This is a genomic window from Microbacterium hydrocarbonoxydans, assembly GCF_000956475.1.
In the GTDB taxonomy this organism is placed as follows: domain Bacteria; phylum Actinomycetota; class Actinomycetes; order Actinomycetales; family Microbacteriaceae; genus Microbacterium; species Microbacterium hydrocarbonoxydans_A.
In genome coordinates this window covers 392,296-412,282 of record NZ_JYJB01000009.1, presented here as the reverse complement: position 1 = coordinate 412,282, position 19,987 = coordinate 392,296, and the positions used below count along the sequence as shown (strand labels likewise).

Here is a 19,987-nt window from a genome sequence, read left to right as displayed (position 1 = left end):
GCCGCCCCTGGCACGGAGTACCATGACGAAGGCTCGCCGAGGCGGGCCGCGCGACCGCAGTGGCGGCAGGGAACAGACGAAAGGGGCGGGATGTCGGGCATCGCATCCTCCTCGTCTCCGCGTCGCCGGCTGGAGGATCTCGCAGGGCGCGCGCGGCATGTCATCACGTCGTCTCCGTCGCGATTCGCGATCGTCGTGTTCGCGATGCTGATCCTGATCTTCACCGTGCTGCTCGGGCTGCCGATCTCCTCCGCGAGCGGCGAGTTCACCGACCTCAGCGATGCACTGTTCACCGCGGTCTCGACGATCTGCGTGACGGGCCTCACCACGGTCGACATGGCGACGCACTGGTCGCCCTTCGGGCACGTCCTGGTGTTCATCGGCGTGAACGTCGGCGCACTGGGCGTTCTGACCCTGGCGTCGCTCATGGGCATGCTGATCTCCAAACGCCTTGGTCTTCGGGCCAAACTGATGGCTGCGGGAGACACGAACCCGCTGCGCGCGCACGGCGGCGTCGTGAACGAGAGCCAGACCGTGCGACTCGGCGAAGTCGGCCAGCTGCTGATGACCGTCGCGATCTCGACCCTCGTGATCGAAGGCGTCCTCGCCGTCCTGCTCTACCCCGCGCTCGTGATGGCGGAGGTCGACCCGATCGCCGCGCTGTGGGAAGCGCCCTACTACGCGGCGATGTCGTTCACGAACACCGGCTTCGCCCCGAACGCCGGAGGAGTCGCCGCGTTCGAACACGACTATCTCGTACTCACCCTGCTCATGGCCGGCGTGTTCCTGGGCAGCATCGGCTTCCCGGTCATCTACACCCTCGCCAAGCACGTCTGGCACGTGAAGAAGTGGTCGCTGCACAGCAAGCTCACGATCGTGACGACGGTGCTGCTGTTCTTCATGGGCGCCGCGGTCTTCGTGATCCTCGAGTACAACAATCCCAAGACGTTCGGATCGATGGATGCCGTCGACACGACGTTCCAGGCATTCTTCCTGTCCGCGATGACCCGCTCCGGCGGCTTCAACGTGATCGACATGTCCGACTTGAACGGATCATCGCTGCTCGCAGCATCCATGCTCATGTTCGTGGGCGGCGGCTCCGCGTCCACGGCCGGCGGCATCAAGGTCACGACCCTCGCGGTGCTCGCGATCGCCGTGTGGTCCGAGGCGAAGGGCCGCCAGTCTGTCGAGGCCTTCGGTCGGCGCATCCCCAGCGACGTGCAGCGCGTGGCGCTCAGCGTCGTCGCCTGGGGCGCGACCATCGTCGCGCTGTCGACGATCGTCATCGCCCAGATCACCAAGGACGACATGAGTCACGTGCTGTTCGACGTGATCTCCGCGTTCGCCACAGTGGGCCTCTCGACGGGACTGACTGAATCCCTGCCTGATTCGGGAGCCTACGTGATGGCGGCCACCATCTTCATGGGGCGCGTTGGTACAGTGACTCTCGCCGCGGCAGTCGCCGCGACATCCACGACGCAGTACTACTCGCTGCCGGTTGAAAGGCCGATCGTTGGTTGAAGTCCTCCGCGGAGACGCTCCCGTCCTCGTCATCGGTCTCGGTCGTTTCGGCGCGGCCTGCGCCGGAGAACTCGACCGCCTCGACCGCGAGGTGCTGGCGATCGACGACAACCTCGAGCTCGTGCAGAAGTGGTCCGACCGGGTCACCCACACGGTGCAGGCAGATGCGAAGAACATCGATGCGCTGCGTCAGATCGGCGCCCAGGACTTCCAGGTGGCGGTCGTCGCGGTCGGCTCCTCGATCGAGGCATCCGTACTCATCACGGCCAACCTCGTCGACCTGAAGGTCCCGCAGATCTGGGCCAAGGCCGTCTCGCAGTCGCATGGCAAGATCCTCGCTCGCGTCGGCGCGAACCACGTCATCTACCCCGAGCGCGAGGCGGGCGAGCGTGTCGCGCACCTGGTCTCCGGTCGGATGCTGGACTTCATCCGCTTCGACGACGACTTCGTGCTCGCGAAGATGTACCCGCCGAAGTTCATCCGCGGCGTGCGCCTGAACGAATCCGGCGTCCGCACCAAGTACAAGGTCACGGTCGTCGGTGTGAAGAGCCCCGGCAAGCCGTTCCGCTACGCCGAGGCGAACACGATCGTCACGAACCACGACCTCATCATCGTGTCGGGCACGAACAGCGACATCGAGCGGTTCGCCGCCCTCGACCGGTAATCTCGCCGGCACGCAGGACGAGACCGGCGATATCCCCCTCAGGGCGGATGCCGCGGCATCCGGCACCGTGATGGGATGAAGTCATGACCGACCAGACAGCGGCCCCTCCCGTCCTGGCCCTCCGCGGCCTTCGCAAGCAGTTCGGCCAGAAGCTCGCCGTCGACGATCTCTCCCTCGACGTGCCCGCCGGCACGATGCTGGGCCTTCTAGGCCCCAACGGCGCGGGAAAGACGACCACACTGTCGATGACCACCGGGCTTCTGCGGCCCGATTCCGGAACCGCATGGATCCTCGGCGTCGACGTGTGGCAGAACCCCGCCGCGGCCAAAGCGCTCATGGGCGTGCTGCCCGACGGCATCCGCATGCTCGATCGCCTCACCGGCGCCGAGCTGCTGCGCTACACCGGACTGCTGCGCGGAATGACCGAGACCGACGTCGTCTCGCGCTCGGGCGAGCTGCTGGACGCGCTGGGGCTCGCCGACGCCGGCAGCACGCTCGTGGTCGACTACTCGGCCGGAATGCGCAAGAAGATCGGCCTGGCCTGCGCGCTCATCCACGCACCACGGCTGCTGATCCTCGACGAGCCTCTCGAAGCGGTCGACCCGGTCTCGGGCGAGACCATCAGGCAGATCCTGAGGGCGTTCGTGAACGGCGGCGGCACCGTGGTGCTCTCGAGCCACGTCATGGAACTGGTCGAGTCGATGTGCGACCGCGTCGCGATCGTCGCCGAAGGGCGCCTGCTCGCGAACGGCACGCTCGACGAGGTGCGCGCGGGCATGAGCCTGCAGCAGCGCTTCCTGTCGCTGGTGGGCGCTCATGACCTCGGAACGGAGACGCTGGCATGGTTGCGCTCCTCGTAAGTCTGCGCTGGCGGCAGCTCGGCCACCAGCTCGCACGGAATCCGTGGATGATCGTCACCCTGATCATCACAGGCATGATGGCGCTCGGCTTCCTCGCGCTCCTCGCCGTCGGCCTGGTCGCAACGAGGTTCGCCGCGCCGGACGCCGCCGTGACCGTGCTGGTGATCACCGGCGCCGTCATCACGGGCGGATGGTGGATCGGCTCGCTGCTCGTGAGCGCCGACGATTCTCTCGCAGCCGAGCGCTTCTCGCTGCTGCCCGTGACCGCCCGGCAGCTTCTTCCGGGCATGGTGATCGCCGGCGCGACGACCATCGGCGGTCTCGCCACCACTCTCGCGCTGCTGCTCATGCTGCTCGGCTGGTCTGTGAGCGCGCTCGCGCTCGTGGCAGGCGTGCTGATCATCCCGCTGGCCCTCGCCACCTGCGTGCTCGGCGCGCGCGTGCTCAGCGGGCTGCTCGCGCGCTGGCTCGCTCGCCGACGCAGCCGCGATCTCGTCATGACGATCGGCGTGCTGCTCGCCGCATCCTCGGGCCTGCTGATCAACCTGGTGCTCACGGCCGCACGGGAGATCGGAGATGCCGGCGCGGCCTTCGCTGGCGTCGCGGACGTGCTGGGCTGGACGCCGCTGGCCGCGTCCTTCGGAGTGCCCGCCTCGGTGGCCGCCGGCGACATCGGCGCCGCGGGCCTGCGGCTGCTCATCGCTCTGGTGACTCTCGCCGCGCTGTGGTTCGCGGCGCGGGCGCTCCTGGCTGCACGCCTGGTCGCGCCGATCCAGTCCAGTGGCGGCGGACGGGTGCGTTCTGGCGGCTTCATCGATCGGATGCTGCCCGCCACCGCGGTCGGCGCCATCGCTGCGCGCTCGCTGCGCTACTTCCGCCGCGACCCGCGTCAGGTCGTGAACGTCGTCATGATGCTGTTCCTGCCTGCGATCCTCATCGGCGTCATCTTCATGAACGGGATGCAGGAGGAGTCGATCGGCTTCGGCCCCGTCGTCACTCTCGTGCCGGCGATCGACGCCCTGCTTGCGGGCACGATCATCCAGATGGCGATCGCGTACGACAACGACGCTGTGGCCCTGCACATCCACACGGGTGTGCGCGGTTCGGCAGACCGATACGGGCGCCTGCTCGGCTTCGGCATCATCGCCGTGCCGCTGCTGCTCGTGCTGTGCGTCGCGAGCTGCATTCTCGCTGGTCGCCTCGACCTGCTGCCCGGCAGCCTCGGCGCAGCGCTCGGGCTCGGCGCGGTCTCGGCCGGCGCCGGCGCCTGGGCCGGAAGCTTCCTCCCCGGCCGAGCACCCGCGCCGGAGGCGAATCCGTTCGGCCGCGGGTCGTCCGGCGGAGTGCAGTCGCTCATCGCGATGGCCGTGATGTCTCCGATCACGCTGATCCTTGGCGCCCCCGCGCTCGGCTTCGCGATCGCCGCGTTCTGGACTCCCTCGCTCGGCTGGGTGAGCCTCGGCTGCGGTCTCGTGATCGGCGCGGCGGCCATCTGGGGCGGCGGCGTGCTCGGCGGGCGCGTGCTCGAACGGCGCTGGCCGCAGGTGCTCGCTGAGGTGTCGAGCGAGGCGTAGCGGAATCAGATTCCGGCGGCGAGCTCCTTGGCGCGCACGAGCGCGGCGGCCGCGGCATCCGCGAATGTGCGATCGAGGTGCGCGTTCTGCAGGACTGCGATCGCCCGCTCCGTGGTGCCCTTGGGGCTCGTGACGCGACGGCGCAGCTCGGCGGGCTCCTCACCGGACGCGTCGAGCAGCGCCGTGGCGCCGATGAAGGTCTGCTCCGCCATGAGTCGCGCATCCGCCTCGGCGAAACCCATGCCGATCGCGGCGCGGGTGAGCTCCTCGATGAGGAGGAAGACGTAGGCAGGGCCCGATCCCGAAATCGTCGACAGCGCGTCGATCTGCGACTCGGGCACCTCGATCACCGCTCCGACGGTCTCGAAGAGGCGACGGACGACTGCGAGGTCATCGGCGGTCACGGATGCTCCGACCGCGAGCCCCGTGACGGCCTTGCCGACTGTCGCGGGGGTGTTCGGCATCGAGCGGATGACGCGGGCATCTGCGCCCAGCGCATCGGCGAACGTCTGCAGAGTCACGCCGGCGGCCACGCTGACGATGATCGTCTCCGGCACCAGCTGCGGGGCGATCTCACGCAGCAGATCGGGGACCATCGCCGGCTTCACTCCCACGATGACGACTCCGGCGGACGCTGCGGCGTCGAGGTTGCCGTCGGGCTGACCCTCTAGGGCGATGCTCGTCACACCGGGCAGCCCCGCGAGTGCCGCAGCGCTGTCGGAGGAGCGGTTGGTGGCGGTGATGCCGCCGTCGATCGCGATGCCCGAGGCCACGACTCCGCGGAGGATCGCTCCCCCCATCGATCCAGCACCGAGAAAAGCGAGAGCGGGAAGAGAATCAGCCATGTCGTCATCCTACGGCGGGCTCCACCTGATCGATCGGGGCGGCGATCTAGACTCGTTCCATGAGTGCATCCGGAGGCAGCAAGGCCATCGTCGCAGCGTTCCTGGCCAACATGGGCATCGCTCTCGCGAAGTTCATCGCGGCGGCGCTCTCCGGCTCGGCATCCATGCTCGCCGAGGCCATCCACTCGGTCGCCGATTCCGGCAACCAGCTGCTGCTGATGTTCGGCGGAAACCGCGCCAAGCGCGATGCCGACCGCGAGCATCCCTTCGGCTACGGACGCGAACGGTACGTGTCGGCCTTCGTGGTCTCGATCATCCTGTTCTCGGTCGGCGGCGTGTTCGCGATCTACGAGGGCATCGAGAAGATCCGCGAGCCGCACGCGCTCGACCCTGCCTGGTGGTGGCTGCCCATCGTGGTGCTGGTGATCTCGATCGCGCTCGAGGGCTTCTCGCTGCGCACGGCTGTGCGGGAGAGCAACCAGGTGCGCGAGAAGGGGCAGTCGTGGGTGTCGTTCGTGCGCCGCGCGAAGGCGCCGGAGCTGCCGGTCGTGCTGCTGGAGGACACCGGGGCGCTGATCGGCCTCGCGTTCGCGCTGCTCGGAGTCGGGCTCACCGTGCTGACAGGCAATCCGCTGTTCGACGCTCTCGGGACGATCATGATCGGCGTGCTGCTCGTGGTGATCGCGATCGTGCTCGGTGTCGAGACCAAGAGCCTCCTGGTCGGCGAGGGAGCCAGCCAGGCGGACTACGACCGCATCGTCGATGCGATCGGCGCGGGCGACGAGATCGAGAAGATCATCCACATGAAGACGCTGTACCTCGGCCCTGACGAGCTCATGGTGGCTGCGAAGATCGCGATGAATTCGAACAAGCCTCTTCGTGAGGTGGCCGACGACATCGACGCGATCGAAGCCCGCATCCGCGAGGCCGTGCCGGTCGCACGCGTCGTCTACATCGAGCCCGACGTCTACCGTCCGGCGATCGATCCGCAGCCGTCGACCGACGTGTTCGTTCTGAAGTCCTCCGACTGAACGTGCTGCGCGATCTGCACGAGGCGCTTGCACGCGCCGACCTGCCCGCGGAGACGCTGGCGAAGGCGCGCATCGTGCAGAGCGTGCTCGATCGCGATCCGCAGGCGCGGCTCGAGTCCTTCTGGATCGCCGGCGACCGTCCGTACGCGGTCATCGCGTTCGGAGACCCGCTGGCTGCTGACCTCGTCGTGTACCTGCTGCACGGCATGGAGACCGACCTCTCCGCATTGCCCGGATGGGCGGATGCCGCGCAGCGCCTGTGCGCGGACGTGATCCGCTCGTGCGTCGTGCGCGGCGAACCGCGCGCGATCGCGACCATCGTCTGGTTCGGCTGGGACTCCGGCACGCAGACCAGCGTCCTCGCGACCAAGCACGCCACGATAGGCGCTGCCCGCCTCGCTGTCGACATCGATCGTCTCGCCGACCGCAACCCGCGCGGGCACATCGCCGTGGTCACCTACTCGTACTCGACGACTCTCCTCGGCGAGATGTTCGCGCTGAACATCGCCGACAAGGTGCGCACCGCTTTCGCGATCGCCTCGGCGGGAGTCACGCATGCCGCCGGTGCGGCGATCGAGTCCGCGATCGCCGACGGAGAGGTGGTCGTCTACGCGACCGAGGGCGCAGGCGACGGCACGGCGCCCCTCGGACGGCTCGGTCACCATCCGATCGATCCCCGCGACCTTCGCGGTGTCGTCGTCTACGACTGCGACGGCGGTGAGGCGCCGGGCGTGGACGGCGACCTCGTGATGGGCGTCGCGGTCGAAGGGCACGCGTCGCAGACGGCCATCGATGAGCGGGGCATCCGGCATCCCGGTTACTTCGACGAGCGGGCGCAGGGATACCTCACGCTGGTCGCGCGGCTGACGGATGCAGTGACACGCTGAGCGGTGCGCGCGTTCTCAGCGACGTGACCCGAAGAAGTCCCGCAGCAGGGCCCCGGCCGCATCCGCCTCGACTCCCCCGATGACCTCTGCACGGTAGGGCAGCCGACGGTCGCGCAGCAGGTCGTACATCGAGCCGGCCGCTCCTGCCTTGTCGTCCCAGGCACCGAACACGACGCGCGAGATGTGCGATTGCAGGATCGCACCGGCGCACATCACGCAGGGCTCAAGCGTGACCACCAGGGTGCAGCCCTCGAGATTCCAGGAGTGGAGGGATGCCGCGGCGCCTCGCAGCGCGTTCACCTCGGCGTGCCCCGTCGGATCGTTCGTGACCTCTCGGCTGTTGCGCCCCTCCGCGATGATGCGTCCTTCGGCATCGAGCACGACCGCGCCAACGGGGATCTCATCCGCAGCAGCGGCCTCGGCGGCGAGCGCGAGGGAGCGCAGCATCCCCTGTTCGTCGCCTGCGCTCACCCCACCACCGTACCGCTCCCGCATGACCGGGCATCGGCGAAAGCTCCTGCGTCGGATAGCCTGGAGTCATGCGCGTTCACGTGGCCGACCACCCCCTCATCACAGCGAAGCTGTCGGTCCTGCGCGATGAGCGCACGTCGTCGCCGCTGTTCCGCCAGCTCACCGAGGAGCTCGTGACCCTGCTCGCCTATGAGGCGACCCGCAACGTCAAGGTCACCCCGATCGAGATCAAGACGCCGGTGACCACGACGACCGGCGTCAAGCTGTCGGAGCCTCGCCCGATCGTCGTCCCGATCCTGCGTGCGGGTCTCGGCATGCTCGAAGGCCTCGTCAAGCTGCTGCCGACCGCCGAGGTGGGATTCCTCGGCATGGTCCGCGATGAGACGACGTTCGAGCCCACGACCTACGCCGAGCGTCTGCCCGACGACCTCAGCGACCGTCAGTGCTTCGCGATCGATCCGATGCTCGCGACCGGCGGCTCGCTCGCCGCCGCGATCCAGTTCCTGTTCGACCGCGGAGCAGAAGACGTCACGGCGATCTGCCTCCTCGGCACCCCGGAGGGCGTGGCCGCGATCGAGCAGCTGGTCGGCGACCGGAACGTGACCCTCGTGCTTGGTGCACTCGATGAGCGCCTCAACGAGAAGGGCTACATCGTTCCCGGCCTCGGCGACGCCGGAGACAGGCTGTACGGCACCGTCTGAGGCGGCGGCGGCGCTGTGCTGTCGCGCACGGTGAGCGACGTCGCGAGTTCGATGTGCCGGGATGACGGACGCCCGCCATCGGCCATGGTCAGGATGGTCTGAACGGCCATCGCCCCCATACCCTCGAGGTGCTGGTGCACCGTGGTGAGCGGAGGCGTCGTCCACGCCGCCTGCGGGGTGTCGTCGAATCCGGTGACACTCAGCTGGCCAGGAACGCGAACGCCGAGCTCATGCGCCGTGGCGAGTACACCTACCGCGATCTCGTCATCAGCCGCCATGATCGCCGTGGGCGGCTCAGGCGCACTGAGCAGTTCGCGCGCATGCTCACGTCCGGCTTCCACGGCGAACTGCGCAGACCTGACCAGGAAGGGGTCGACCGTCAGGCCAGCCGCATCCAGCGCCGCCTGGTATCCATAAAGGCGATCGCGGGCGGCGCCCGAGGACTCGGGACCGCCGATCCAGGCGATGCGCTCATGCCCCATCGCGATCAGATGCTCGGTCGCGGTGCGGGCACCGGCCCAGTTGCTGGAGCCGACGCTGACCATGCTGCGTCGGCTGGTGTCGACGGGATCGACGATGACGAACGGAAGATCCACATTGTGCGCGGCCTCGATCAGGCCGTCCGGATAGGAGAGGGTGAGCCCGATGATCCCGGCGACGCCGGAGACCTGACGATCGGCGATCCATTCCCGCGCCGTCGTGCGGTGCCCACGAGAGGCTCGCTCCGGAGCGAGGCAGGTCAGCAGATCCACCTCGGCGGCCGCGGCCGCGGCCAGCACTCCCTGCAGCACTCCGAGTATGTACGGCGAGGCGGGCAGGTCGAAGACGACGGCCAGAGAGCGGCGAGCCGAAATCGAGGCGGGCAGGGTCGTCGGCCGGTAGTCGAGTTCGGAGACGGCAGCGAGCACGCGCTCGCGGGTCTCCGCGGAGATGTCCCCCCTCCCGTTCAGCGCTTTCGACACCGTGCCCTTCGAGACGCCGACCGCCTCGGCCACGTCGGACAGGGTCGACCGGCGTGGACGCCGTACATCAACCATCGACAGCTCCGTTCGAACTAGTTTCGTAACAGCCTACCTGTTCGACAACGGTGATCACAGCAATCACGCGCGTGTTGACACCGGACAGACGAATCCCTACGATGAACTCACGATACATGTTGCGAAACTTTTTCGCAAGTGGAATCTCACGATCAAAGGAGCTCTTTCGTGCCGACAGCACCCCCTCAGGCACTCCACATCGACGGATCGCCCTCGGCGGACACCCCACTGAGGCACATCTGGAGCGAATGCATCGGCGCCGGACGCGCGAATGAAGCTCTGCGCGCCGACTGGCAGAGTCAGTTCCGCGATGTCGTGCAGACTCTGGGGGCTCGGCACGTGCGCTTTCACGGCCTGTTCCACGACGACATGTTCGTGTACCGCACGTCGAACGGCGGGGGCTTCGGACCTGCGACGCCGCTGGAGAAGCCGGTGTACACCTTCGCCTACATCGACAAGGTCTTCGACGCGATCCTCGATTGCGGAGCCCGTCCGTTCGTCGAGCTCGGCTTCATGCCGCGGGAGCTCGCGACGCAGACTGAGACCGTCTTCTGGTGGGGCGCCCATTGCAGTCCACCGAAGGACATGCAGGCGTGGACGGATCTCGTCACCGCCACGGTCCAGCACTGGATCGATCGCTACGGCATCGACGAGGTGCGCACCTGGCCGTTCGAGGTGTGGAACGAGCCCAACCTCGTACCGCACTTCTGGACGGGAACCCGCGCACAGTACTTCGAGTTGTACGAGGCCACGGCTCTCGCTCTGAAGGCGATCGACGACGCGCTCATCGTCGGCGGTCCTTCGTCGTCCGTGTTCGTTCCCGACGCCCGATACGACGGCGAGTACCACGACAAGACCGTCGAAGCGCCCACGGCCGAAGCTCTCGACCCCTCGGACCTCCCGTGGAAGCCCGTATGGATCTCCGAGCTCATGGACTACTGCGCCGCGCGGGACCTCCCCCTCGACTTCCTGTCCACGCACCTGTACCCGACGGATTACGCGTTCGATACCCAGGGCGTCGGACGCTCCATCAGCCGTGACCGGGACGCGACGCGGAAAGATCTCGAGCTGCTGCAGGCGCTCATCGCCGAGTCGCCGTACCCAGACGCCGCGATCCACATCACCGAGTGGTCGACGTCACCATCGAGCCGCGACCGCATGCACGACACGGTGTTCGCGGCGACCTACATCGTGCGTGCGCTGCTTCAGAGCCACGACGTGGCGGACTCGATCTCGTACTGGACGTTCACCGACATCTTCGAAGAGGGCGGCGGCGGAATAGGGCCCTTTCATGGCGGCTTCGGGCTCATCAACGAACAGGGCATCCATAAGCCGACGTTCCATGCGATGGCCATGCTCGGCCGCCTCGGCGACCGAGTCGCCCTGCAGACGGAGAACGGGATCATCTCCCGGACGGCAGAGGATGCCGTCGCCGCGGTCTTCTTCAACTACCCCGATTCGATGGGCTCCAGGTCGGTCGGCGATGCCGCCAGCCATCAGCAGGCACATCGCCTCGCCGAGGAAGGGCCGGCGCGACGGATCAATCATCGGATCACGGGCCTGATGCCCGGCGACGTCTACCAGGTCGAGACGCTCGACCTGGAGCACGGCAACGTGGTCGGGGCCTGGCAGCGTCGGGGCGAACCTCTGAACCCCACGCGCGAGGACACGGCTGAGCTCATGAGGATCGCCGACGACCTCGACCGGAGCACGCTCGTCGTCGACCACAACGGCACCCTCACGGTCGATGTCACTCTCCCCCCGTGGGCTGTGATGTCCATCGCGGCCCCTTCGACCACCTGACCCCGTATCACCGCTGACAACGACGTTTCGGAAGGACATCAAGACCATGAGAGCACGCAACCGGATAGGAGCGCTCCTCCTCGCGGGCGCACTCACCACCCTCACCCTCACCTCCTGCACGGGGTCGACCGAAGCCGGCGGAGGCGGTGGCGAAGCCACCGAGCAGAACAAGCCCGACAAGCTCACCGTCGCGGCCTGGATGGACTTCCCGCAGGACCTGCTGGACTCCTTCGAAGACGAGTACGGCATCGAGGTCGTCATCAACTCGTTCCCCGACGGCGCATCGGCACAGACGGTGCTGCGCAACGGACTCTCCTCCGACGGCGCAGGCCTCTCCGACGTGCACCTGATCGAACTCGACTGGTGGACCGAGATGATGGCGGTCCCAGAGGACTGGGTGGAGCTGCCCGAGATCCCCGGCCGATGGCTCGATTGGAAGGTCGATCAGGGCTCCGTGGACGGCCGGATCACCGGCTACGGCACAGACATCGGTCCTCTCGGCATCGCGTTCAATCAGGACATGATGACCGCCGCGGGCGTCGCGACCGACGATTCATCGTTCAGCCGCTTCATCGGCGGCGACGCCGCGACGTGGCAGTCGTTCCTCGATGCGGGCAGACAGTATGTCGCCGCATCGGACAACTACTACATCGATTCCCTCTCCAGTGCGTTCCAAGCGGCGATCAATCTGCTTCCGGCGGCCTTCGAAGATCCTGAGACGGGCGACCCCTACGAGATGGCCGACAACGAGCAGGTCAAGGAACTGTTCATGATGTTCGCCGAGGCAGCCGCCGACGGCATTTCGGCCGGGATTCCGATCGGACACTCCGACTGGGGCGCAGGCTTCCAGAACAAGCAGTGGGCGACCGTCGTGACGCCGGCGTGGATGGCCGGGATCATCGCCGAGAATGCAGACGGGGTTCCCGGGTGGCGCATCTCCGAGACCTTCCCCGATGGCGGGGGCAACTGGGGCGGCTCGTTCTTCGCCGTACCGTCCACGGGGAAGAACACCGCGTGGGCGGTCAAGCTCGCCGACTACCTCACCTCACCCGAGGCCGCGGTGCAGTGGTTCCACACGACCGGTCAGTTCCCCTCGCAGCTCGACGCCATCGCGAATCCTGACATCGCCGACACCGAGAACGAGTTCTTCGGTGGCCAGAAGGTCGGAGCGACCTACGGCGACCTGGCGGCAGCCGCCGGCGACGCAGCAGCCGGTGGGTTCCGTGGTGAGAACTTCGCAGGAATCCAGACGCTCGTCACCGAGGGCATCAGTCTCGTCGAGGCGGGCGGAGCCACACCCGAAGAGGCATGGGACAAGGTCGTCAGCGAGTTCGACGCCCTCGGTTTCGACACCGCCCCGTGAGGCTACGGGCCGTGACCCGTCCGAGCACGGGACGGGTCACGGCCGTCTCCGACTCAGAACTCCGACGAAAGGTTCGAGCGATGGCTCGTGAATCCGTGGCACCCCGCCCGGTGAAAAGGCTGGGCTGGGGTCAGCGCGTCTCCCGCTGGGACGTCAAGGTGTCTCCTTATCTGTACGTGTCGCCGTTCTTCGTGGTCTTCGCGATCTTCGGCGCCTTCCCCCTTCTGTTCAACATCGTGGTGGCGCTGCACGACTGGCACCGTCGCGCCGGGATGGGAGACTTCGTCGGCGTCGACAACTTCGTGTGGGTGCTGCAGCAGCCGATGTTCTGGAGGTCCCTCGAGAACACCTTCTCGATCTTCCTCTGGGGCGGGCTCCCTCAGCTCGCGCTCGCTCTTCTGATCGCGGCGGTGCTCGATCAGAACCTGCGCGCCCGCACGTTCTGGCGCATGAGCGTCCTGATCCCGTTCGTCGTGATGCCCGCGGCCACGTCCTTGATCTTCGGCCAGCTCTTCGGCCAGTTCGGCGTCCTGGTTCCCAACCTGCACGCGCTCGGATTGTTCACCGAGTCTGCATCGCCGTTCTTCCAGGAGCGGATGCTCTCGCACATCGCGATCGGATCCATGGTGGTCTTCCGCTGGACGGGCTACAACGCTCTCATCCTCCTCGCCGCGATGCAGGCCGTGCCCCGCGAGTACTACGAGGCGGCGACGGTCGACGGCGCCGGACGACTCCGGCAGTTCTTCTCGGTCACCATCCCCAGCATCCGTCCCACTCTGATCTTCGTCATCCTCACGATGACTATCGGCGGGCTCGAGATCTTCGACGAGGCGAGGCTGTTCGACGGCGGCGGCACCAGCGGCGGCAAAGGCGGGGCAGACGGGCAGTGGACGACTGTCGTGCTGTACCTGTACAACCTCGGATTCGGAGACTGGCAGGACCGCCTGGGCCAGGCCGCGGCTGTCGGCTGGATACTCGCGCTGATCATCCTCGCGATCTCGCTGCTGAATCTCCTCATCACCCGTTCGATCTCGTCATCGGACGCGCCACGGCGAGGGCGTCGGCGTATTCGCCCTCTGGCTCCCGTGTCGACATCGTCCACAGAGACCATCGTCACGATCCACGAAGGAGCACGAAGGTGAGCACAGGGTTCATCGAGAACACTGCCGGACGCTCGGCCGCGAAGTTCGCGAAGAAAAGGGCGGCACGCGGTCGCCCTGTCGGAGCGGGGAACCCCACGTCCCGTCGACCGGGGTGGGTCTCGTACGCACTCCTCGTCGTCGTGTTCGTCGTCTCGGTGTTCCCCCTGTATGCGGCGGCGATTTACGGATCCTCCACGACGACCGAGATCACCCGCGCGTTCGGGAGCCTTCCCCGCTGGCTGCCCACGATGCGACTGCTCGAGAACTTCGGACAGGTCTTCAGTTCCGAGCAGTTCAGCTTCTGGATCGCCTTCGGGAATTCGGTCCTGGTCGCCGTCATCGTGAGCGCATCGGTGGTCTTCTTCTCGACGCTGGCAGGGTTCAGCTTCTCGAAGCTGCGATTCCGAGGCCGCCAGGCGCTGTACGTGACAGTGATCGCCACGATGGTCATTCCGGCGCAGGTCGGGACGATCCCGCTGTTCGTGATGATGAATGAATTCGGCTGGATCGACTCTCTCCTCGCTCTCATCGTTCCCGGTCTCGTCGGCGCGTTCGGCGTCTTCTGGATGACGCAGTATCTGCAGGAGGCCCTCCCCTACGAGCTCATCGAAGCCGCCCGCGTGGATGGCGCGTCGATGATCCGCACGTTCTGGTCGATAGCTCTGCCCTCCGCGAGGCCGGCGGCGGCGACGCTGGCCCTGTTCACGTTCATCGGCTCATGGAACAGCTTCTTCTGGCCGTCCGTCGTCATGCGATCCCAGTTGACCATGCCGCTCGTGGTGCCGCAGTTGAGGGGTGCGTTCACGTCCGACACCGGCCTGGTCATGGCTGGCGTGTTCCTCGTCGCCGCTCCGCTGCTGCTGGTTCTCCTGCTCGCAGGCAAGCAGCTCGTCTCGGGTGTGATGGCCGGAGCGGTCAAGGGCTGAGCCGGAGCCGTCCGAGGATTCAGACCGTCAGCCGGTACGCGCGCTCGTCACCGTAGTGCCGGAATCCCGCTCGCGCCAGGATCGGCGCGGATGTCGACACGCGGCCCTTCACGAGCGCGGTGCGCGCCCCCAGTTCGGCGCTCAGGCGCAGGCGTTCGGCCAGCACGACTCGATAGGCGCCGAGCCCGCGGGACCGCTCGAGGGTCGCCGCGCCCCAGAGCCGCGTGAATCCGTCGACGATCGTGCAGCCGCCCGTGCTCACGGCTTCACCGTCGATCCGGCTGAGCACCCGGAACCCGGATCCGGCGTCGAGGGCCGCGGAGACCTCGGACAGCTCGATGCGCAGACCATCCTCGTCGAGCGGCGACTGTTCCCACACCGGCACGTTGATCGCGTCGACCTCGCGCACCTGCTCCAGCGTCCGCACGACCTCGGCGGTGACGCCCGCGGGAACCTCGACGGATGCATCGTCGATCGGCAGCGCGAAGACCGCGACCGTGTCGACATGCTCGGCTCCTCGCCGGAGCATCTCGGGTTCGAGGTCAGGCGAATCCGAGGCGCTGGTCCAGATAGTGAGCCGCGACTCGCCCCACGCGCGAGTGCGCTCGATCGCGTGATCGAGCACCGTCGCGGCATCCGCCGTCGAGTCCACCTGGGAGCCGCGCACTCCCCCGCCGAACCGCTCCGGATACCGCACGAGCTGCAGCATTCCGCTCTCGTGCTCACTGTCGCGCGGGAACCACACCCACTCGGATGAGGCGCGCAGAATCTCCTCTGCCGTGTGCATCAGGTCGCCGCTCCCACCAGCCTCGCGAAGGCGCTGAGCCTGACAACGCCCTCGGGCGTGTGGGGCAGGTCGTCGAGCAGCGCCGGCGAGTGGATCAGATATGCCGCCACCTGCGCGCGCGAGATCGCGACGTTCAGTCGATTCTGCAGCAGCAGGAACTCCGGTCCGCGCGGCGCGTCACGGCCGCTCGACGCAGCGAGGGAGGTGATCGAGACCACGGCTTCCTTGCCCTGGAAGTTGTCGACCGTGCCGACCGGCACCTCGTCGAAGCCCGCCCTCGCCAGCACGTCGAGCACGAGCTGCCTTTGCGCGTTGTACGGCGTCACCACGATGATGTCGCACTCCTCCAACGGCCTTGTCGAGCCGTCGTCATCCGTGAAGGGGCGTCCGATGAGGTCCTGCACGATCCGCACGATCTCAGCTGCCTCTTCGGGCGACTCCGTCGCGTTTCCCCGGTGCCGCAGAGGCACCACATGCAGCCCCGGTTCCACGCCGGCCAGTGACCTCGTCGCGGCAACCGGGGCTGAGGCCAGCTTTCCGGCGTAGGCGAGTGTCGAGACGGGAGCGGCGACGGACGGATGCATACGCCAGGACCGTGCGAGGAAGTAGCCGTACTCGGGCCTGACGACCTCGTCACCATCCATGACCCACCCCAGTGCTGAGGTGTCGACCGGTTCGGGGTGCGCGCCCTGACTCACCTGGGGCAGCTGCTGCGGGTCGCCGAGCAGCAGCAGCCTCTTGGCTCCGGAGGCCACCGCGATCGTCGACGCGAGCGAGAACTGGCCGGCTTCGTCGATAACGAGCAGATCGAGGCCGGCCCGGTCGACGCGCTGGGTGTTGCTGAAGTCCCACGCCGTGCCCCCGACTACGACACCCTCGTCGGCGTGCTCGCCCAGGAACGCCGCCATGGCGCCCTTCGGGATCGGAGTGTACGAGGGCTCGGGTGCCCCCTCCTTCGGCGCCTTGCCCACCTGGCCGGCGGGTACGCCGTCGGCGACGACGCGCTCGAGCAGCGTGTCGATGATCGCATGCGACTGCGCCACCACGCCGACCTTGAAACCGTGCTCGTTCACGAGCCGCGCGATCACGCGCGAACCCGTGAAGGTCTTGCCCGTGCCTGGTGGACCCTGCACGGCGAGGTAGCTGTGATCGAGATCGAGAACGCCGCGCACGATGGCGTCGATCGTGTCGTTCCCTGCGTCGGGCAGCGGCGCGCCTGACACCGTGCGCGGCGGGATGCGCCTCAGGATGTCGGTGGCTGCGTCGTTCGGGAAGCCGGGCGCTGCGAGATGCACGGCATCCGCCCACTCGTCGATCGCCCCCTGCAGCGAAACCACCCGCGGAGGTGCGGCGGGAGTCAGGGCGAGCGGCAGCTCGTCCCAGGTCTGGCCGCGCACCGAGGTCTCGGTGACGAGATACCCGTCGTCGAGCACCTCGGCGACCTTGACCGTCCGCGCCGCATGCACGGCCCGCGACGGGGCATCGATCTCGAAGGGCGCAGGAATCTCGTACAGCGCGAAGGGCTCTCCACCGGCGCCGAGGGTCGTTCCCGGCGCGACTTCACCGCGCACCTCGATGTCGCGAGACATCACGCGCCGCCCTTCGCCGATGCTCCAGTCGCGCACCACGGTCGAGGCGAACCGGTCGATTCGCACGACGTCGCGCGTGCTCTCCCACATGGTCACCGGCTCGCGGAGCCGGGCGAAGTGCGAGACCCAGAAGCTCTTCGCCTCGCGCGGGAAGTAGTCGATCGCAGCAGCCGCGATCCGGTGCACGAGCCCGTCGCCCCCGGCTTCGACGTCGTGCGCGGCATCCGCCAGCAGAGACACCGACCGCGGTGAGGGCTCGTAGATGACCTCATCGGCCTGATCGGGCGGTGCGGGGCGGACGCCCTTCTCCCGGGCGATGTCGATCAGCCAGTTGCGCAGCCGCCGCGTCGACACGCAGTCATAGCGGTTGTAGTCCGCGAGGTCGGCGAAGACGGCATCCGCCTCGGTCTGCTCTCCCGCTGCCGCGAGCTCGCGCGCGGCGACGTACTGCACGATCGAATCGTCGCCCTTCTGGACGTCCTGCGTGCGGACCTCATCACCCATGTACAGCGGCTCGAGCTTCTTGATCGAGTACGAGCGAGAGCCGACGCGCACGGTCCGCAGGACCAGCGGATACAGGTCGACGAAGACGCCCTCGCGCAAGAGCTTGTCGACCTCGCCCTCGCGCACGCCGTGCCGCGCAGCCATCGCCACGAGGTGCGAGGTCTCGTAGGGTGCGTAGTGGTAGATGTGCATGCCGGGGTGCGCGGCACGACGAGCGGCGACGAAGTCGAGGAAGTCCTCCAGTGCCCGCTTCTCTGCCGCGAAGTCGTGCGCCCACAGCGCCGAGTACTGATCGGCGTTGTCGACCCAGCCGAAGAGGTAGTCGAGACCCCAGTGCGCCTCGCCGTCCGGTGCGGGCTCGGTGTACAGCGGATCCCCTTCGAAGTCGAAGAAGATGTCGCCGTGACTCGGCACCGGCAGCGTATGGATCGCGGCGGCGTAGTGCACCTCATACGTGGCGTCACCCTCGAGATCGGCGCGCAGCTGCAGGCGAGCCTGGGCGCGCAGAGTCTCGAACGAGTCGGGGTTCATGCCGGAAGGGGAATCGGATGCCGCGGCTAGGGCGTCGATGGTCTCGATGCCCGCGGCGCGCAGTCGAGCACGCTGCACCGGGCGCATGCGCGCGACCATGAGCAGGTCGCGGTGCGCGAGCACCTGCTCCTCGCAGGTCGCGCAGCGCCCGCAGGCCATGACCTCGAGGTCTCCGCGGTCGTCGCCCCACGCGAGCGGCTCCCCCGTGGCACCGGCGGAGATGTCGCGATCGGCGATCAGGGCGCGCAGACGTGCTCGGCGCACCCGGAAGAGCGGCAGCAGGTCGTCGACGCGGTGCGTGCTGCGGCTGCCATCGCCGAGGATGAGGTCGACCTCGTCGGAGCGGGGCACCCCCAGCCTGTCGAGCTGATCGACGTATGCCGCCAGCTGCATGAGGGCGGTGACCTTCGCCCTGCGGGCGAGCTTCGAGTCCTCGACTCGCCAGCGCCCATCGGGGTCGCGGCGCAGGAAGTCGGCGAATCCGACGAACTCGTCGGTCTTGAAAGCCGCCTGGAAGATGACAGTCGCGTCGGAGCCGAGCGCCTGGATCGTCTCGGTGACCGCGGCGGCAAGGGCCTCGGCGTCGACGGACGACACCTTCTCGATCCGGTGCACGCGGTCTTCACCGAGGTCATCGACGTAGCGAGCCAGCACCTTCTGCTCGTGCACATCGCCGAGGAGCGCGGCACGCCTCAGCGTGGCATCTTCGGGTTCTTCGACCGCCGGTACCCGACCGAGCTTCGCGTCGATCGCCCGGCACCACGCGAACTCGCACTCGGCCGCAGCCTTGAGGTCGCTCGCGCTCCAGATGACGCGCTGGGTGTCGGGTTCGATCCGCATGCTTCGACCCTAGCCGCGGCATCCGACACCACCGTCCGCCGAACGCCCGCGCACCTCCTGCATGAACGACCTCAGCGGATCAGCGCCACCAGGTGTCGGCGGGCGTGGCCGGCAGGTGCCGCTTGTGCTGCGTCGCGAGGTACTTCGCCTCGATGCGACCCGCGACCTCGGGGTCGACGGTCTTGCCCTCGAGGAAGTCGTCGATCTGCTCGTACGTGAGCCCGAGCTCGTCCTCATCCGCGCGACCCGGCGTGCCGTCGAGGAGATCAGCCGTCGGCACCTTCAGATACAGCCGCTCGGGGGCTCCGAGGCTCTTCAGCACAGCACGCCCCTGCCTCTTCGTGAGACCCGAGAGAGGCAGCAGGTCGGCGGCTCCGTCGCCGAACTTCGTGTAGAAGCCCGTCACCGCTTCGGCGGCATGATCCGTGCCGATCACGAGCATGCCCTCGTGTCCTGCCAGCGCGTACTGCGTGACCATGCGCACGCGAGCCTTGATGTTGCCGCGGTTGAAGTCGCTGATGTCGCTCGTGACGGCGAACTCGATGTCCTCCTCGACGCCGTCGACGCCGTTCTGGATGTTGACCTCGACCGAGGAGTCGGGCTGGATGAAGGCGAGGGCCGCGTCGGCATCCGCCGCATCGTGCTGCACCCGATAAGGCAGGCGCACCGCGAGGAACCGCGCCTCGCCGCCTTCCTCGCGGACCCGCTCCACTGCGAGCTGGGCGAGGCGACCGGCGAGCGTGGAGTCCTGCCCGCCCGAGATGCCGAGCACGAATCCGCGCGCTCCGGAGGCACGCAGGTAGTCGACGAGGAACTGCACCCGCCTCTCCGCCTCGGCTTCGGGATCGATCTCGGCCTTCACGCCGAGGGCTTCAGAGATCTGCTGCTGCAGCGACACGGGGACTCCTCAC

The 19,987-nt window shown here is 67.7% G+C and carries 17 protein-coding genes; 11 read left to right on the top strand and 6 right to left on the bottom strand.

Annotated features, from left to right (window positions below; genetic code table 11):
* Positions 1–90 precede the first annotated feature (90 nt).
* The 4 genes from RS84_RS11130 (at position 91) to RS84_RS11115 (ending at position 4,619) form a co-directional block, all read left to right on the top strand.
* Positions 91–1,521 carry a TrkH family potassium uptake protein gene (locus RS84_RS11130; RefSeq protein WP_045257843.1) on the top strand — a complete coding sequence of 477 codons (1,431 nt, stop codon included), beginning with the start codon at positions 91–93 and terminating at the stop codon, positions 1,519–1,521.
* Positions 1,514–2,185, top strand: a complete 672-nt coding sequence (locus RS84_RS11125) for a potassium channel family protein (protein ID WP_045257842.1) — start codon at positions 1,514–1,516, stop codon at positions 2,183–2,185. The genes RS84_RS11130 and RS84_RS11125 overlap by 8 nt, the downstream gene beginning before the upstream one ends.
* Positions 2,186–2,268: 83 nt before the next feature.
* The gene (locus tag RS84_RS11120) at positions 2,269–3,045 is read left to right on the top strand and encodes an ABC transporter ATP-binding protein (RefSeq protein ID WP_045257841.1); all 777 of its coding nucleotides are present in this window, start codon (positions 2,269–2,271) and stop codon (positions 3,043–3,045) included.
* Entirely contained in the window at positions 3,027–4,619 is a 1,593-nt protein-coding gene (locus RS84_RS11115) for a hypothetical protein (protein ID WP_045257840.1), read from the top strand. The genes RS84_RS11120 and RS84_RS11115 overlap by 19 nt, the downstream gene beginning before the upstream one ends.
* A 5-nt stretch (positions 4,620–4,624) precedes the next feature.
* Here the strand turns inward: RS84_RS11115 and proC are convergent, their stop codons facing one another.
* Positions 4,625–5,464, bottom strand: coding sequence for a pyrroline-5-carboxylate reductase (proC, locus tag RS84_RS11110; RefSeq protein WP_045257839.1), 840 nt, complete (start codon positions 5,462–5,464; stop codon positions 4,625–4,627).
* A 59-nt stretch (positions 5,465–5,523) separates the two neighbouring features.
* On the opposite strand from proC, the gene RS84_RS11105 reads away from it, so the two are divergent.
* Together RS84_RS11105 and RS84_RS11100 are read left to right on the top strand one after the other, a co-directional pair.
* Complete coding sequence (locus RS84_RS11105; RefSeq protein ID WP_045257838.1) at positions 5,524–6,495, top strand: cation diffusion facilitator family transporter; 972 nt, start codon at positions 5,524–5,526, stop codon at positions 6,493–6,495.
* Positions 6,496–6,497: 2 nt separating this feature from the next.
* Entirely contained in the window at positions 6,498–7,382 is an 885-nt protein-coding gene (locus RS84_RS11100; protein WP_045257837.1) for an alpha/beta hydrolase, read from the top strand.
* A gap of 15 nt (positions 7,383–7,397) precedes the next feature.
* Here the strand turns inward: RS84_RS11100 and RS84_RS11095 are convergent, their stop codons facing one another.
* The gene (locus RS84_RS11095) at positions 7,398–7,829 is read right to left on the bottom strand and encodes a nucleoside deaminase (protein WP_045257836.1); all 432 of its coding nucleotides are present in this window, start codon (positions 7,827–7,829) and stop codon (positions 7,398–7,400) included.
* 92 nt (positions 7,830–7,921) lie between these two features.
* Between RS84_RS11095 and upp the strand changes: the two genes are divergently transcribed.
* The gene (upp, locus tag RS84_RS11090; RefSeq protein WP_045257835.1) at positions 7,922–8,554 is read left to right on the top strand and encodes a uracil phosphoribosyltransferase; all 633 of its coding nucleotides are present in this window, start codon (positions 7,922–7,924) and stop codon (positions 8,552–8,554) included.
* Here upp and RS84_RS11085 read toward each other — a convergent pair.
* Entirely contained in the window at positions 8,500–9,591 is a 1,092-nt protein-coding gene (locus RS84_RS11085) for a LacI family DNA-binding transcriptional regulator (RefSeq protein ID WP_045257834.1), read from the bottom strand. The two genes, upp and RS84_RS11085, sit on opposite strands and share 55 nt — an antisense overlap.
* Positions 9,592–9,759: 168 nt before the next feature.
* Here RS84_RS11085 and RS84_RS11080 point away from each other — a divergent pair, with 168 nt between their 5' ends.
* The 4 genes from RS84_RS11080 (at position 9,760) to RS84_RS11065 (ending at position 14,825) form a co-directional block, all read left to right on the top strand.
* Complete coding sequence (locus RS84_RS11080) at positions 9,760–11,394, top strand: GH39 family glycosyl hydrolase (RefSeq protein WP_045257833.1); 1,635 nt, start codon at positions 9,760–9,762, stop codon at positions 11,392–11,394.
* 46 nt (positions 11,395–11,440) lie between these two features.
* Positions 11,441–12,757, top strand: a complete 1,317-nt coding sequence (locus RS84_RS11075) for an ABC transporter substrate-binding protein (RefSeq protein ID WP_052676333.1) — start codon at positions 11,441–11,443, stop codon at positions 12,755–12,757.
* Between the two features lie 80 nt (positions 12,758–12,837).
* Positions 12,838–13,899 carry a carbohydrate ABC transporter permease gene (locus RS84_RS11070; RefSeq protein WP_045257832.1) on the top strand — a complete coding sequence of 354 codons (1,062 nt, stop codon included), beginning with the start codon at positions 12,838–12,840 and terminating at the stop codon, positions 13,897–13,899.
* Complete coding sequence (locus RS84_RS11065) at positions 13,896–14,825, top strand: carbohydrate ABC transporter permease (RefSeq protein WP_045257831.1); 930 nt, start codon at positions 13,896–13,898, stop codon at positions 14,823–14,825. The genes RS84_RS11070 and RS84_RS11065 overlap by 4 nt, the downstream gene beginning before the upstream one ends.
* A 19-nt stretch (positions 14,826–14,844) precedes the next feature.
* Here RS84_RS11065 and RS84_RS11060 read toward each other — a convergent pair whose 3' ends face one another.
* The 3 genes from RS84_RS11060 to nadE all read right to left on the bottom strand — a co-directional run bounded on the left by RS84_RS11060 (position 14,845) and on the right by nadE (position 19,974).
* The gene (locus tag RS84_RS11060; protein ID WP_045257830.1) at positions 14,845–15,612 is read right to left on the bottom strand and encodes a hypothetical protein; all 768 of its coding nucleotides are present in this window, start codon (positions 15,610–15,612) and stop codon (positions 14,845–14,847) included.
* On the bottom strand, positions 15,612–19,076 hold the full coding sequence (locus RS84_RS11055) for a TM0106 family RecB-like putative nuclease (protein ID WP_045257829.1): 3,465 nt from the start codon (positions 19,074–19,076) through the stop codon (positions 15,612–15,614). The genes RS84_RS11060 and RS84_RS11055 overlap by 1 nt, the downstream gene beginning before the upstream one ends.
* A gap of 79 nt (positions 19,077–19,155) precedes the next feature.
* Entirely contained in the window at positions 19,156–19,974 is an 819-nt protein-coding gene (gene nadE, locus RS84_RS11050; RefSeq protein WP_045257828.1) for an ammonia-dependent NAD(+) synthetase, read from the bottom strand.
* Positions 19,975–19,987 lie beyond the last annotated feature (13 nt).

Coding starts and splice junctions, on each gene's coding strand:
- RS84_RS11130 (WP_045257843.1), top strand. CDS start 91: ATGTCGGGCATCGCATCCTCCTCGTCTCCGCGTCGCCGGCTGGAGGAT.
- RS84_RS11120 (WP_045257841.1), top strand. CDS start 2,269: ATGACCGACCAGACAGCGGCCCCTCCCGTCCTGGCCCTCCGCGGCCTT.
- RS84_RS11115 (WP_045257840.1), top strand. CDS start 3,027: ATGGTTGCGCTCCTCGTAAGTCTGCGCTGGCGGCAGCTCGGCCACCAG.
- proC (WP_045257839.1), bottom strand. CDS start 5,464: ATGGCTGATTCTCTTCCCGCTCTCGCTTTTCTCGGTGCTGGATCGATG.
- RS84_RS11105 (WP_045257838.1), top strand. CDS start 5,524: ATGAGTGCATCCGGAGGCAGCAAGGCCATCGTCGCAGCGTTCCTGGCC.
- RS84_RS11095 (WP_045257836.1), bottom strand. CDS start 7,829: ATGCTGCGCTCCCTCGCGCTCGCCGCCGAGGCCGCTGCTGCGGATGAG.
- upp (WP_045257835.1), top strand. CDS start 7,922: ATGCGCGTTCACGTGGCCGACCACCCCCTCATCACAGCGAAGCTGTCG.
- RS84_RS11085 (WP_045257834.1), bottom strand. CDS start 9,591: ATGGTTGATGTACGGCGTCCACGCCGGTCGACCCTGTCCGACGTGGCC.
- RS84_RS11075 (WP_052676333.1), top strand. CDS start 11,441: ATGAGAGCACGCAACCGGATAGGAGCGCTCCTCCTCGCGGGCGCACTC.
- RS84_RS11070 (WP_045257832.1), top strand. CDS start 12,838: ATGGCTCGTGAATCCGTGGCACCCCGCCCGGTGAAAAGGCTGGGCTGG.
- RS84_RS11060 (WP_045257830.1), bottom strand. CDS start 15,612: ATGCACACGGCAGAGGAGATTCTGCGCGCCTCATCCGAGTGGGTGTGG.
- RS84_RS11055 (WP_045257829.1), bottom strand. CDS start 19,076: ATGCGGATCGAACCCGACACCCAGCGCGTCATCTGGAGCGCGAGCGAC.